11 protein-coding genes are annotated in these 14,159 nt (G+C 59.9%); all 11 read right to left on the bottom strand.

The genetic code is table 11. The features are described from left to right. Positions 1-102: 102 nt before the first annotated feature. The 11 genes from GSF01_RS01660 to GSF01_RS01610 all read right to left on the bottom strand — a co-directional run bounded on the left by GSF01_RS01660 (position 103) and on the right by GSF01_RS01610 (position 14,144). A complete protein-coding gene (locus GSF01_RS01660) occupies positions 103-1,122 on the bottom strand; it encodes a LacI family DNA-binding transcriptional regulator (protein ID WP_159881265.1) in 1,020 nt (339 codons plus the stop codon). A gap of 95 nt (positions 1,123-1,217) precedes the next feature. Continuing rightward, a complete protein-coding gene (iolB, locus tag GSF01_RS01655; protein WP_159881264.1) occupies positions 1,218-2,036 on the bottom strand; it encodes a 5-deoxy-glucuronate isomerase in 819 nt (272 codons plus the stop codon). A gap of 92 nt (positions 2,037-2,128) precedes the next feature. Next, positions 2,129-3,151: an inositol 2-dehydrogenase gene (gene iolG, locus GSF01_RS01650; RefSeq protein ID WP_159881263.1), complete on the bottom strand. Its 1,023-nt coding sequence runs from the start codon at positions 3,149-3,151 to the stop codon at positions 2,129-2,131. Next, complete coding sequence (gene fba, locus GSF01_RS01645; protein WP_159881262.1) at positions 3,148-4,026, bottom strand: class II fructose-1,6-bisphosphate aldolase; 879 nt, start codon at positions 4,024-4,026, stop codon at positions 3,148-3,150. The genes iolG and fba overlap by 4 nt, the downstream gene beginning before the upstream one ends. 95 nt (positions 4,027-4,121) lie before the next feature. Continuing rightward, positions 4,122-5,567: a CoA-acylating methylmalonate-semialdehyde dehydrogenase gene (locus GSF01_RS01640; protein WP_159881261.1), complete on the bottom strand. Its 1,446-nt coding sequence runs from the start codon at positions 5,565-5,567 to the stop codon at positions 4,122-4,124. Positions 5,568-5,625: 58 nt separating this feature from the next. After that, on the bottom strand, positions 5,626-6,636 hold the full coding sequence (gene iolC, locus GSF01_RS01635) for a 5-dehydro-2-deoxygluconokinase (RefSeq protein ID WP_159881260.1): 1,011 nt from the start codon (positions 6,634-6,636) through the stop codon (positions 5,626-5,628). A gap of 7 nt (positions 6,637-6,643) precedes the next feature. Continuing rightward, entirely contained in the window at positions 6,644-7,552 is a 909-nt protein-coding gene (gene iolE / locus GSF01_RS01630; protein WP_159881259.1) for a myo-inosose-2 dehydratase, read from the bottom strand. An 18-nt stretch (positions 7,553-7,570) separates the two neighbouring features. After that, positions 7,571-9,436, bottom strand: a complete 1,866-nt coding sequence (iolD, locus tag GSF01_RS01625) for a 3D-(3,5/4)-trihydroxycyclohexane-1,2-dione acylhydrolase (decyclizing) (protein ID WP_159881258.1) — start codon at positions 9,434-9,436, stop codon at positions 7,571-7,573. A gap of 220 nt (positions 9,437-9,656) precedes the next feature. Beyond that, complete coding sequence (locus GSF01_RS01620) at positions 9,657-10,163, bottom strand: C40 family peptidase (protein WP_159881257.1); 507 nt, start codon at positions 10,161-10,163, stop codon at positions 9,657-9,659. Between the two features lie 185 nt (positions 10,164-10,348). After that, positions 10,349-12,865, bottom strand: a complete 2,517-nt coding sequence (locus GSF01_RS01615; protein ID WP_235941211.1) for a glycosyl hydrolase family 95 catalytic domain-containing protein — start codon at positions 12,863-12,865, stop codon at positions 10,349-10,351. Between the two features lie 139 nt (positions 12,866-13,004). Continuing rightward, positions 13,005-14,144: a glycoside hydrolase family 88/105 protein gene (locus tag GSF01_RS01610; RefSeq protein ID WP_235941209.1), complete on the bottom strand. Its 1,140-nt coding sequence runs from the start codon at positions 14,142-14,144 to the stop codon at positions 13,005-13,007. Positions 14,145-14,159: the final 15 nt, after the last annotated feature.

The raw sequence follows: 14,159 nt of genomic DNA, 5'->3' as shown, positions 1-14,159 counted from the left end.
GGTTAGAAGAGCCGCGTGCTTGGGGGCACTGCGCATAAAAAAAAGCGCCCCCAATACCAAAGGGGCGCTACTCTTATCTCCTTGGCGTAGACATACGCCTAGCTACTCACTAACAGCCGCCGTCGAGCCGCGGATGATCAGTTCAGGTTCAAGAACGGACCGGGCCGGACCGGCTGATGTCGAGTTGAGTTTACCGACCAGCACCTCCACAGCCAGCTTGCCCATCGCTTCGATAGGCTGAGCGACTGTCGTGAGCGGCGGGTCGGTAACCGAGGCCAGGATCGTATTGTCGAACCCGACGATCGACACATCCTCCGGCACTCGCAGCCCCAGCTCCTTGGCCGCCTGCAGCGCCCCGATGGCAAGCAGATCGTTGCAGCAGAACAGCGCCGTCGGACGTTCCGGCTGCGACTGCGGCTGCAGCAGCTCCAGCGCCTTGCGCTTGCCGTCGCGGAGCAGATCGCTCCCGCTTGCCTTCACCCGAGCATCGGGCAGCTCCAGGCCGCTTCCGGCTAAAGCCTCCCGGAAGCCGCCGATCCGCTCCCGGCTGCTGCTGACCTTCAGCTGCTCGGCAATGATGCCTATCCGGGTGTGACCAAGCGCGAGCAGATGCCGTCCGGCCAGTTGCCCCCCCAACCGGTCGCCCACAAGCACCGTCTGCACATGCGGGCTCGTCGTCTCCCGCGCGATCGATACGATCGGGATCGACTTCTCCAATAAGGGATCCAGCAGCTCCGCATGATCCATCCCGGTCCCGATGATGATCCCGTCCACGCTCTTCTGCTGAAGCAGCGTCAAGTATCGCTCCAGCCGGTCATCCTCATTGTGCGTACTGCAGATGACTACGCTATATCCCAAGCTATCCGCCTGATCTTCCACCGCATGAGCAATCTCCGCAAAAAACGGATTGGAGATATCCGGTACAAGCAGACCTAGCGTGTACGTTTTTTTGCCGGTTAGGGCAGCCGCGATCAGACTGGGCTTGTAGTTCAATCGTTCCATGACTAGGAAAATCTCCTGACGCCGTTCCTCGCTGATCTTCCCTTTTCCATTGATCACCTGCGACACCGCCGCGATCGATACGCCCGCTTCGCGCGCCACATCATAGATGGTTGCTTTCATCGTTGCCCCCCGCCGATCTTCCTTCCTTGCCTGAGAAGGGTATCCCTTCTATTATGCGGAGAAGACGTTCCGGTTGCAACCCGCCTGCCGTGAGGCTACTTATCAGACGGCTTCGTCATCAGCCAGGCATGCTCGGGGTCGTTATGGAACTTCCACGTCCGGGTCGGGCCCGCCATCACATTCAGATAGTACACCTCGTAGCCGGGAGGCGCACAGACCGGGTGATAGCCCTTCGGCACCAAGACCGTCTGGCCGTCTCCAACAACGAGCGTCTCATCCAACGACCGGTCGTCCGTATATACCCTCTGGAGCGCAAAGCCATGCGCGGGCTGAACGTGATAGTAATACGTTTCCTCCAGGAAGGATTCCTCGGGAAGCGCGTCCCGGTCATGCTTGTGGGGCGGATAGCTGGACCAGTGGCCGTTCGGGGTGAAGACCTCAACCACCAGCAGGCTGTCAGCCGCTTCCTGCTCCGGCAGGATGTTATGAATGCGTCGCTCGATGTTCCCGTAGCCCCGCATCTCCACGCCGACCCGATCCGGCGCAATGAGTCTCGCCGGGTAAGTGCCGCGTCCCGGAGCGGCGCAGACCGCAAGCTCGACCTCGGTTAGCGCCTTGACCTTCCAGCGGTCGTCGGACGGTACATAGACCGAATACGGCGGAATTTTCTCGAACACGCTCATCCGCCCGCCGATTCCCTCCCAAGCCTCATGCTTGGTCGCGACGTCCGCTCTGCCGCTCAACAGAACGAGACAATTCTCTTGATCGCCGGTGTCGCGGATCAGCTCCTGGCCTTCCTCCAGCCTTATCACTTGAAAGCCGACATAGGTCCAGCCTGCGGATTCGGGGGTGACGCTTAGAACGACGCCTTCCCGATCCGGAGTCGCCTCCGGTTTGACGATTAGCTTCGACATGGATGAGCCTCCTAAAGTTATGCTTGGAAGATAAAGTGAAGTGCGGGTAGTCCAGCTTTCTGACATTCTCGCTCTGTAGTCGCTTGTAACGGCTACAGCAGCTCCGGCAGCTCGCTCAGCTTCACCGGACGCCGCAGGCGGCTGGACAGCTTCGCCGCCAAGGCGATGCGCTCCGCCTGCAGAGCATCGTTGCCCTCTACGGGAAGGGGCTTGCCTTGCGCCAGGCAATCGATGAACAGCTGTGTTTCCTCCACATAAGCCGCCTGGTAGCGCTCCAAGAAGAAATGCAGCGGCTTATCCTTCCGGATTCCCTCGGACGTGCTGATCTCAGCCGTATTCGGATGATCGTTGGTTACCGCGACACTGCCTTTGGAGCCGAAGACTTCGACGCGCTGATCGTAGCCGTATACCGCTTGCCGGCTGTTATCGATCACGCCGAGCGCACCATTCGCGAAGCGCAGCGTAACAATCGCCGTATCCACATCGCCATGCTCGGCAAATACGGGATCGACCAGCACATTCCCCTGCGCGTAAACCTCCTCGACTTCGCTGCCGGATACGAACCGGGCCATATCGAAGTCATGGATCATCATGTCCATGAAGATTCCGCCCGACACCTTGATATAGTCGGCAGGCGGCGGCCCCGGGTCGCGGGAGGTGATCTTCACGATATGCGTTTCGCCGATAGCGCCCTCCCCGACAATCTCCCGCACTCTTTTGAAATTATGGTCGAACCGCCGGTTGAATCCGATCTGCAGCTTCACGCCCGCTTCGCGAACCGCCTCCAGCGCTTCCTCGGTCTGCGCGATGGACATGCTGACCGGCTTCTCGCAGAAAATATGCTTGCCCGCCTTCGCCGCCTGCTTGATCAACGGCACATGCGTGTCGGTCGACGAGCAGATGAAGACGGCGTCAATATCAGGTCTTGCGATCAGCTCGGCGCTGTCCGTCAGCACCGTCCCGATCCCCCGCTCCGCCGCCCAAGCCTCCAGCTCTGGTCCGGCGAACAGATCGCTGACCGCGACGACCTTGGCCTGCGGCAGCCGCAGCAGATTGTCCGCATGGATCTTGCCGATGCGTCCTGCTCCGATAATTCCGATTTTTATTTGATTCATAGTGCGCTTCCTCCCGCTTTGCCCGAGCTGCCGAACAAACGAATTTTGGCCTGCACGGAAGCTTTGATCGCTTCACGTGCCGGTACTAAGTAATGCCGCGGATCGTAGGTCTGCGGATGCTCATTCAGATAGCTGCGGATCGCTGCGGTGCAGGCCGCCTGATTGTCCGTATTGACGTTGATCTTGCAGGTTCCTAGCTGGATCGCCTGCTGGATCTCCTCATCCGGAAGACCGCTGCCCCCGTGAAGCACCAGCGGCAGGCCGGTCAGCCGCTGAATCTCGCCCATCCGTTCGAAGCCCAGCTTCGGCTGGCCCCGGTAGGGGCCATGAACCGAGCCCAGCGCCGGAGCCAGGCAGTCGATACCGGTTTCGCGCACTAGGCGGACGCACTCCTCCGGTACGGCGTACATCCCTTCCGCTTCATCGACGACCAGATCATCCTCGCGTCCGGTGATCCGTCCGAGCTCCGCCTCCACCGTGGCGCCCAGCACATGCGCGATCTGCGTTACTCGCTGTGTGATGTCGATATTCCGCTCCAGCGTATGATGCGAAGCGTCGATCATGACGGAGGTGAACCCGGCATGCAGCGCCTGCACGCAAACCTCGAACGTAGACCCATGATCGAGATGCAGCGCGACGGGCACCGTAATGCCGTAGTGCTCGATCAGCGCCTTGACCATCCCGGCGATGCAGGGAAGCCCGCCCATATAAGGAATATAGGCTTCGCTGACGCCCAAAATGACGGGCGCCTGCTCCTCCTGCGCCGCTTGGAGAATTGCCTGCGTGAACTCCAGATTATTCAGATTAAGTTGCCCGACGGCGTACCGCTCCTCCAGCGCCTTCGTGAGCATGCTTTTCATGGAAACGAGCGTCATGTTCTCTACTCCTTCATTCTGCCATCCCTGTTGACAGCTTGACCTCTGGCCTGATCTCTTGCCTGATCTCTTAGCGGCCTGACCGCTGCCTGCCGTTACCAGCGGGCCGTTACCATTTTCTTGCGCGTATAGAACTCTACGCCGTCTGTGCCGTTCGCATGGAGATCGCCGTAGAACGACTTTTTCCATCCGGAGAAAGGAAAGAATGCCATCGGCGCGGGTACGCCCAGGTTGACGCCAAGCATACCGGCATCGATCGTCTCGCGGAATTGCCGGACGTGGCTTCCGCTGTCCGTGAAGATGCAGGCCCCGTTGGCAAAGTCCGAACGGTTCGCCAGCGCCACCGCTTCCTCCAGCGTCTCCACCCTGACGATCGAGAGCACCGGAGCGAAGATTTCATCCTGCCAAATTTTCATGCTGTCCTTCACCTGATCGAAGATGGTGGGACCGACAAAGTAGCCCGCTCCGCTGGCGGCCGCATCGTTACGACCGTCGCGCAGCAACAGCGCACCCTCCTTCTCGCCGCTCTCAATGTACGTCAGCGTCCGCTCCTTATGCCCGCCGCGGATGACCGGGCCGAGGAAGACGCCGTCGTCCTTGCCGTTGCCGATGGTCAGCTTGTCGGCGGCCTCGACCAGCTTCTCCACCAGCGCATCGCCGATGCCGCCGACGGCCACGACGACGGAGCATGCCATGCACCGCTCGCCGGCAGAGCCGAAGGACGCGTTGATCAGTTCCTTGACCGTCAGCTCCAGGTCCGCATCCGGCATGACGATCGAGTGATTTTTGGCGCCAGCCAGCGCCTGCACCCGTTTTCCATGGGCTGATGCGGTGGTGTACACATATTCGGCGACCGGCTGAGAGCCGACGAAGGAAACAGCCTTGATGCCCGGATGCTCGAGGATGCCGTTCACCACGTCATGGGCGCCATGTACGACATTCAATACGCCGTCCGGCAGACCCGCTTCGCTGAACAGTTCGGCCAGCCGGTTTGCCAGCAGCGGCGTGCGCTCCGACGGCTTCAAGACGAACGTATTGCCGCAGGCGATCGCCAGCGGGAACATCCAGCAAGGCACCATCATCGGGAAGTTGAACGGCGTAATGCCGCCAACTACGCCTACCGGGTAGCGGTACATCCCGGATTCCAGGCCAGTCGCGATATCCGGAAGCTGCTTGCCCATCATGAGCGTCGGAGCGCCCGCCGCGAACTCGACACACTCGATGCCGCGAAGCACTTCGCCGTACGCTTCCGTATAGCTCTTGCCATTCTCAAGAGTAACGAGGCGGGCCAGCTCCTCCCAATGCTCGACCAGCAGCTGCTGGTATCTGAACAGGATGCGCGCGCGGCGCGGAACCGGCGTGCGGCTCCAGGTCTGGAAGCTTTGAGCGGCGGCCTGAACGGCGCGGTCCACATCCTCCTTCGTGGATATCGGCACATAAGCGATGATTTCTTCCGTAGCCGGATTAACGACCGCTTCGGTTTGCGTGGAGGCCGAGTCGATCCAGGCGCCTCCGACCCAATTTTTCAATACTTGCGTCATGGTAATTGTCCCCTCTCAATCGGTTCATAGCTCTGCAGATTCGCGTCAGGCGAATCGTCTAGGATGCTGTAATCTCTCCGCGGTTGCAGCGGTCGATGTAATCATGGACCTGAGCGGCTGTAGGCATCGCGTCGGAGCAGCTGTGGCTGGAGATGACGATGCAGGCGGCCGCGCTGCCGAATTCCATGCTTTTCTCAAGAGTCCAGCCCTGCATCACTCCATAGAGGAAGCCCGCCGCATAGGAATCTCCCGCTCCGAACGTCTTCACGACCTTGGCCGGGAAGCTCTTCGCCCGGTGTCCCTCGCCGTCCCGGGTATACGCGATAGAGCCGTCCTTGCCATGCTTGATAATGACGATCTTGGCCGCGTAGTCGAACCATTTGGCCGCCGTAATCTGATCGCTGTGCTCCGGATTATGCTCGAAGCATTCCATCATATCGAATTCCTCGCGCGTGCCAAGGAGGATGTCGCATTTCTCGGCGGCCAGGTTGTAATAGACCGCCGTCTCTTCCGGAGACGTCCAGGTGTAGGGACGGTAATCCAGATCGAAGACGATGACGGCTCCATGCTTCTTGGCGTAGTTCAGCGCCTGGAACACCGCTTCCCGGGAAGGGCTTTTCGCCAGCGCCGTGCCGGAGATCAGCAGCACCTTCGCGCGTGCGATCAGCTCCTCGGAAACCTCGCCGGGCGTCAGCAGCAGATCGGCCGCATTGTCGCGGTACATGAGAATACTGCAATCGGTCGGACTTTTAATCTCCGTAAAGGCCAGCCCCGTTACCGCGCCGGTCGTATCGGTCACGACATTGGTCGTGCCGATGCGGTTGCGCTGCAAGTAATCGGCGATGAACCGCCCCATCTGATCGTCTGCGATCTTGCCGATGAAGGCCGTCTCCAGCCCGAGACGCGACATTCCGATCGTAATATTGGCAGGCGAGCCGCCGACATACTTGGTGAAGGTCATCGTTTCTTCCATCGGCCGGTGAATTTCATTGGCGTTCAAGTCGATGCACAACCGGCCGATCGCGACGAAATCAAGCGGCTTGCCTTGCGGAAAGGATACATAGGTCATAGTTTCTCTACCTGCTTTCTTGAGGAATTAGGGAATCTAGATAAGCCAGCGCGTTCTTGGCATAGACGTAGGCCGGATGCTCGGCCGGGTCCTGCTCGCCTTCAAGCATGGCCCATCCGTCATAGCCCCGGGCGATCAGCTCGCCGAAGATCGGAGCAAAGTCGAGGCAGCCGTCGCCGGGCACCGTGAAGACGCCACGGCGGATGCAGGTAACAAAGTCCGCACCGTCCGCTCTCGCCTGATCCAGTACCTCCTGCCGGATGTCCTTCAGGTGAATGTACGCGATCCGGTCGTAATGCCGACGCAGCAGGTCAAGCGGATCATCGCCGCCGTAGTAGGCGTGGCCCGTATCGAACAGCAGAGACACGAGCGCCGGATCGGTAAGCTCCATCAGCCGGTCAATCTCCTCCGGACGCTCCACAGCCGTTCCTCCGTGATGATGGTAGGTCAGCTTAAGCCCGTATTCCCGGGCAATCGCCCCAGCCGCATTCAGTCCCTCCGCCAGCGCCTGCCACTGCGCTTCATCGAAGCGCAGCACCTCCTTCTCGTTCGGCGAACGGCGCGGGTCGAAATGCAGCGAGCCGCCCACCTCGCATGTGCTGATCACCTTGCTCCCCATCTCGCTTAAGAACTGTGCATGCAGGCGATAGGCCGCCAGCTCCTCTCTGTGATAAGCCGGATCGGAGAACAGCACCGACTTCCACTGCGACACAAGGGCGATGCCGCGTTTGCCCAGCTCCGCCTTGAGGATCGCGGGCTCGGTCGGGTATTTACAGCCCATCTCCGTTCCCGTCAGACCCAGAGCTTGAATCTCATCGACGATCTGCTCGAAGCCCGTATCCGCTCCGTGCTCCTTCACGTCTTCTCCGACCCAGTTAATGGGATGAATCCCTAGCTTAAATGGCAGCTTTCTCATCGTCCGTCTTCCCTCCGCTTATATGAGCTTAATGGCCTGCGTACGCGCCTTCATCTGCCGGTGCGCCTCCACAACCTTGCCGCTTGCCGATACCTCCGGCACGCCTACGTTCCACCATGACTCGTAGCCGTCCGTGTTCGTTCCCGGCACGACGGGAATCTCGATAAGCGTCGTCACCGTCTCCCGCTTCGCCTGCAGCAGAGCTTCCCTCAGCTCCTCGGCCGTACCGGCTTTGTAAGCCTTGGCGCCGAGGCTGCGGGCATGCGCCGCAAAGTCGATCGGCATATAGCTGCCGGTCAAGCGCCCCGTGTCCCCCGAGCGATATCGGAACTCATTGCCGAAGCCGTCGCTGCCCTGGCTTCTTTGCAGATTGTGAATGCATTGAAACCCGTGATTGTCGAAGAGCAGTACGGTGATCTTGCGTCCTTCCTGCAGGCTCGTGACCAGCTCGGCATGCATCATGAGGTAGCTGCCGTCCCCGACCAGCGCATACACCTCGCGCTGCGGCTCGGCCAGAGCCGCGCCGAACGCGCCCGCGACCTCATAGCCCATGCAGGAGAAGCCGTATTCCATGTGATACGTCTTGGGCGCCGCCGACCTCCACAGCCGGTGCAGGTCTCCAGGCAAACTGCCCGCTGCGCAAACAATGACCGACGAAGGATCGATCGTCTCGTTGATGACGCCCAGAGCCCGCGTCTGCGCCAGTCCCGCTTCATGCCGGGCCGCATACAGACGGTCGACCTCCGTGTCCCACTCCCGCTTCAGTTCGTCGATCTCACCCGGCCCATAGCCGGAGCGGTACCCGCTCGCAGCGAGCGCCTCGTGCAAGGCCTGCAGTCCCAGTCTCGCGTCCGCAGTAAGGGCAGCTCCGCTTAGCTTCGATGAATCAAAGCCGCTAATATTGAGATTAACGAACTGGACATCGGGATGGGTAAAGGCGGATTTCGACGCTGTCGTAAAGTCGGAATAGCGGGTGCCGACGCCGATGATCACATCCGCCTCCCGGGCCAGACGGTTCGCCGCGAGCGAGCCCGTAACGCCGATCGCTCCGACCTGAAGCGGATGATTCCACGGCAGCGAGCTTTTGCCGGCCTGCGTCTCCGCTACGGGAATGCCGAACGCTTCGGCGAAGGCCGCAAGCTCAGTGCCGGCCGAAGCGTACAGAACGCCCCCGCCCGCGATCAGAAGCGGCCTGCTCTTTCCGCGCACTAGCTCCGCCGCGCGGCTCATTGCATCGGGAGCCGCCGGACGGCGGTCGATATAGTGAATCTTTTTATCAAAGAAGGACAGCGGATAATCGTAGGCCTCCGCCTGAACATCCTGAGGCAGCGCCAGCGTGACCGCGCCGGTCTCGGCCGGATCGGTCAATACGCGCATGGCCGACACGGCTGCCGTCATCAGCTGCTCCGGACGGACGATCCGGTCCCAGTACCGGCTGACCGGCTTGAAGGGGTCGGTCGCGGAGATCGTATAATCCCCGGGGACCTCCAGCTGCTGAAGCACGGGATCGGGCTGCCGGGAAGCAAAGTTGTCGCCGGGCAGCAGCAGGACGGGAATCCGGTTCACGGTCGCCGTTGCGGCTGCCGTGACCATATTCAGAGCGCCCGGGCCGATCGAGGTCGTGCAGGCATAGATCTGATGCCTGTTTTTCTGCTTCGCGAAAGCGGTTGCAGCATGAACCATGCCCTGCTCGTTTTTCCCTTGTATATAGGTTAATGCTCCGGGGCTGCGCTCCAGCGCTTCCCCCATCCCGGTCACATTGCCGTGTCCGAAGATGCCCATCACGCCCTGCACGAACTTCTGCTCCTGGCCGTCGACCGACACATACTGGTGATCCAGAAATCGCAGCAAGGCTTGTGCCATCGTTAATCGGATTGTACTCATCGGATGTTCGCTGCTCCTTTTCTTTTAAGTAGGTTAAGCGCTTAATCTGCCATTCGTCAAGCGCTCACCTTTTCAACCAGGTTAAGCGCTTAATTGGATCATACTACAGGTATGCATTTCCAACAACCCTTTTTTTTCTTGACCGACTCTTGCCGCCAAAAAAAGCAGAGCCCCCGATGAGAGCCCTGCTTCTGCCAAACCTGTGATCGTCCTTACTCCCTTACTTGATGACCCGTCTTGCGGTCACGAACGTCTTGTCCCAGGTGCTGCCTTTAAACTTCGAGATCGTGACGCCGACGCCGACTTTATACGTATGAAGCAGCTTGCCGTTGCCGATGTAGATGCTCACATGGTTGATTTTGCCGTCACGGTTCGTATCCGAAAAAACCAGATCCCCCGCCTTCAGGTTGCTCTTGCTTACCTTGGTCCCTACCTTGGCTTGGTCCTTTGAGGCGCGCGGGAGGTTGATGCCGTACTTTTTATACACATATTGAGTGAACGAGGAGCAATCGAAAGCGCTTGTAATCCCCGATTTCGCGCCAAACTTGTAAGGGACTCCGAGATATTGCTTACCCTTTGCTATGATTTTATTGGCCGTCGTCGTGCTGGACGAAGCCGCGTATGCGGTTTGAGGGGCCGTCAGCAAGTTGCCTGAGAAAGCTACCGATAAGCTGAGACAAACTCCAAGCAGCGTTTTTCCGATCAGGCTTTTCTTCGTTTTGTTCATGACTTCCTCCTAAGTATGTGATGGATGGGCTTGGGTAAACTCCCCATGAACACCTTACCATAAACCACATCGCCCACCATTTACCAAGGGAAGCGCGATCCCTTTTCATCCTTAGGAAAAATTGCGATTATTAAAAATTCATGAGAATTTCTTACAACCTGAACGCTTGACAAATCATTTGAGGGCTAGCTGCCGCCCTTCTGGCTGAAAATCAGCGCGGAGCCGCTTTTCATCACCACGCAATAATAGGAGGCTCCGAGCTCGGAAGGCAGCGCTTTCGCTTCCTTGATCGCAGTGATGCCGGGCGTGCGCCCCTCCTCGGGCAGCCTAACGGTCAGCTCGGTATCCGACTCCGCGATGAACTCGGCCCGCCATGACCCGTCATCCAGGTTCCACTCTACAGACACCCGGCCCGTGTGGAAGCGCCAATCGCCGAACCGTCCGCGTCTCCACCGTTCAGGCCGGGCAGGCAGCAGCTTCACGAGTCCCGGAGAGACCTGCAGCAGCATCTCCTGAACAGCGTTGACCCAGCCCAGATTGGCATCCAGCTGCACCGGAGCGGTAGGCATTTTCATCGATATCCCCATGCCCCGCCAGTCATTGTGAAGCGTGAAAAAATTGGGAAGCAGGCAGGAGCGTGTCAAGAGATCGAGACTTTCGAGGGAGCTGTCCCCGTCTCCAAGACGGGCGTAGACGGATGCCATATGGGCCAGCGACCACCCGCTCTGTGCGCCGATCTCCCTCAGCCGGACTGCCTGGGCGAACGCCTCGAACAGCTCCGGGTCGCTCTCCTGGGTCACCTCATACCCGGGGAAAACCGGGTACAGATGCGAAAGATGACGATGGGCGTACCGATCCTCGAAGCCGGGATGTATCCATTCGCTGACCGCACCGTCGCTATTGATCCGATAGGCGGGCAGCTTCTCCAGCATCTGCTGCCAGCGCCGCTCCTCTGCGGGGTCGCCGCCGGCCGCCCGGTTGGCTTCGATCAGATGATGCAGCAGCTCCTTCACAATCGCAACATCCATCGTCGCATTGACTGCCGTCGGCATCGGATGGGCAAGCTGCTTGCCGTCGGGCGGCATGAAGTTGAGCGGCGTATTTTCCGGCGATACCGAGGGATACATCCGGTAGCGCCCCTCTTCGTCCTCCACCAGAAAATCCTCATAGAACATCAGCGCTTCCCGTAGAAAAGGAATGGCCGTATGCCGAAGAAATTCCATATCTTGTGTAAACCGGAAATGCTCCGCATAATGTCTGGCCAGCCATCCTGCCGCCCCGGTCCAATTCAGGATGACCGGCACGATCTGATTGGGCACGCCGATGCCTGGCGTGGTGCCTGCCGGGATATAGATGCCTCTGCAGCCGTACAGCATGCGCGCATTGTTCCGGAAGTCGTCCATCATCTCGTTATAATAGCGGAACAAGGAAGGCACCAGCGACCCCATACCGCCGACATGGGCATGCCAGTACATCATTTGAATATTCTCATTGGCCATGTTATGGCTCCAGACGAGCCGATAATCGCCGCCCCATAACCCGTATAAGCCGAAGGGAGCGGCATCCTCCCGATCTGCTGTCCCGCTGAGGAACAAATACCGGCCGTATGCCCACATTTTGCGTATTAGCTCGGCGGAAGCTTGCCCTTCGTATGCATCCAGAAGCAGCCTTTCATTGGACCGGTTGCCCTGCCCGCAGGTCTCCGGCTCCAGCTCTGGCTCCAGCTCCAGGGAAGCGGAACGATACAGCGGACCATGCAGCGCCGCATGCCGTTCCATCAGGCGGTCGTACGACGCTTCCGCCGCCAGCAGGGCCAGTTCCTGCTTGAGCCTTGCCCAGTCCCGCTCCCTCTCTCCTTCTACGAATACCTTGACCAGCACCAGAAGGTCGCGAACCCCTTCGAATCGGACGGCGCCTTCCCCTGGCTCCGCCCGCCCGGCTTCTCTCCTGACGAGCATGACGGCTCCGAAGTCCGTGCCGTCATCATTCCGCCCTGCGTACCAGACATAGCTATCATCGGAGCCGGTCTCGATGGAGCTTTCCAGCTCCTTGAACTCCGGCGTGTCCGCCCATCGGTCGCTCGGATGCAGCACAAGGCCGATTTCGCCGGACACGCTGCCGGGAGACTTCTCCCCGTTCCTGCCCCCGTCTCCGACTTCGGCTCCGTGCAGAGCCCCCGCTTCGGCGTCCTCCCCGCCGATCGCATAGACAACGGCATCGTCGGCGCGGGAAACGAACAGCCTCCGCCGGAAGCTGCGCGCCCCGTCCCTCCAGCTGACCTCGACCTCACCGGTCGCCATATCCAACGAGCGGCTGTACTGCTGAAAGGCGTTGCCGCACGGCATCTCCAGCCGGATCGCGGCGAGCGGAAACCGGGATGCCAGCCGCGTGCCGTATCCATTTTCCTTCAAAGCATCGGCCAGTTTCCAGCTTGCTTCGGCATACCGTTCCTCGTCCATCAGCTTCCGGGTAAGCTTCAGCGTGCCGCTCACGTCCGGCAGCTCGTCCCTGCGGCCCCAATGCCACAGCTTCGCATGGCCCAGCAGTACCGTCTCCTCGTGAACGCCGCCGAAGACGGAGGCCCCCAGCACACCGTTGCCGGAGGGCAGCGCTTCGCGCCACATATTCCGCCACCAGGAGGCGGGGTAGCTCATCACAAGCCTATCTTTTCCACACGTCCTTGCTTCCATGTGCTTCTGCATCGTTTCACGCTCCTTCCATGTAGTTGACATTCATCGACGCTCAGCCAAGCCTAGCCCATGCCGCGGACGGCGGCTGCAACGCCATCAGCCCGCCCTGGAGCCAGGGCGGGCTGTCGGCTTGCACGGCGGCGCGGAATGTTCAGTTCGCTTCCCACAGCCGCTCCATCTCGATGCTGGCCAGCAGCAGCGGAGCAACGCCCATCAGCACATCGCTGACGACCGCCTCGCTAAGGTAATAGGCATAGGAGCCGTCGCGGTATTTGCGCCCTCCGAGTCCAGCCCCGTGACAGATTCCGTGCAGATGAACACCCTGCGCATCTTCGGTAACGAAACGGCTCAGGATGCCCTCATAAGCCTTCTCGACAACCCGGCGGTCGATCTCGGCCAAGTACTTAAGCCGAATGCCCCGGGCCAGCGCGTAGGTGAGCATGCAGCTCCCGGATGCTTCCAGATAGTTGCCTTCCCTGCCGTTGCAATCCATCACCTGATACCATAGGCCCGTCTCCTGATCCTGAACCCGTACGACGGCGTTCGCCATCCGCTCGAATATGCCCATCAGCTGCCCGCGCTTCGGATGCGCGAACGGAATATGCTCCAGAGCGTCGACAAGCGCCATCGCATACCAGCCCATCGCACGGCCCCATACGTGCCGGGAACGTCCCGTGACGCCGTCGCACCAACGCTGCTCCCGGCTTTCATCCCAGGCGTGATGCAGCAATCCCGTCTCCGGGTTGCGCGTATGGCGCTCTACCAGCAGCAGCTGATGCGCGGCTTCGTCAAACCAGGCCGGCTCGCCGAACGTCCGGGCGAACTCCGCCATGAACGGCGACGACATATACAAGCCGTCCAGCCACATCTGGTACGGATATATTTTCTTGTGCCAGAAGCCGCCTTCCTCCGTTCGCGGCTGGCCGGTCAGCTGAGCGGCGAGCAAACGGGCAGCCTGCTCATACTTCGCCTCCCCGGTGTCCCTCCATAGCTTCATCAGATGCTTGCCTTTATTGATATGATCGAGATTGTAGTCCTCCAGCGTATAGCCCTGAACCGAGCCGTCCTCCTGAACGAATACATCCATATGCCGTTTCACAAATTCCTGATACTTGCCTTCTCCGCTCCATTCGCCGAGCCGTCCGAGCGCCGTCAGCGCCATCCCTGCGACATATCCCCATATATTCGCGATTTTCGGATGATAGCCGTCCACACTCTGGGAGAGGATCGACTCCCCGACCTTGACGGACATGTACCCGGATTTGGGTGTCGCTATTTCGGCCGTCTGCATGCTAATCAAGCTCCT

Origin of the sequence: Paenibacillus puerhi, from assembly GCF_009846885.1 — a bacterium.
GTDB classification, from domain to species: domain Bacteria; phylum Bacillota; class Bacilli; order Paenibacillales; family NBRC-103111; genus Paenibacillus_G; species Paenibacillus_G puerhi.
This window is presented reverse-complemented; position numbering and strand designations above follow the sequence as displayed.

Coding starts and splice junctions, on each gene's coding strand:
- GSF01_RS01660 (WP_159881265.1), bottom strand. CDS start 1,122: ATGAAAGCAACCATCTATGATGTGGCGCGCGAAGCGGGCGTATCGATC.
- iolB (WP_159881264.1), bottom strand. CDS start 2,036: ATGTCGAAGCTAATCGTCAAACCGGAGGCGACTCCGGATCGGGAAGGC.
- iolG (WP_159881263.1), bottom strand. CDS start 3,151: ATGAATCAAATAAAAATCGGAATTATCGGAGCAGGACGCATCGGCAAG.
- fba (WP_159881262.1), bottom strand. CDS start 4,026: ATGACGCTCGTTTCCATGAAAAGCATGCTCACGAAGGCGCTGGAGGAG.
- GSF01_RS01640 (WP_159881261.1), bottom strand. CDS start 5,567: ATGACGCAAGTATTGAAAAATTGGGTCGGAGGCGCCTGGATCGACTCG.
- iolC (WP_159881260.1), bottom strand. CDS start 6,636: ATGACCTATGTATCCTTTCCGCAAGGCAAGCCGCTTGATTTCGTCGCG.
- iolE (WP_159881259.1), bottom strand. CDS start 7,552: ATGAGAAAGCTGCCATTTAAGCTAGGGATTCATCCCATTAACTGGGTC.
- iolD (WP_159881258.1), bottom strand. CDS start 9,436: ATGAGTACAATCCGATTAACGATGGCACAAGCCTTGCTGCGATTTCTG.
- GSF01_RS01620 (WP_159881257.1), bottom strand. CDS start 10,163: ATGAACAAAACGAAGAAAAGCCTGATCGGAAAAACGCTGCTTGGAGTT.
- GSF01_RS01615 (WP_235941211.1), bottom strand. CDS start 12,865: ATGCAGAAGCACATGGAAGCAAGGACGTGTGGAAAAGATAGGCTTGTG.
- GSF01_RS01610 (WP_235941209.1), bottom strand. CDS start 14,144: ATGCAGACGGCCGAAATAGCGACACCCAAATCCGGGTACATGTCCGTC.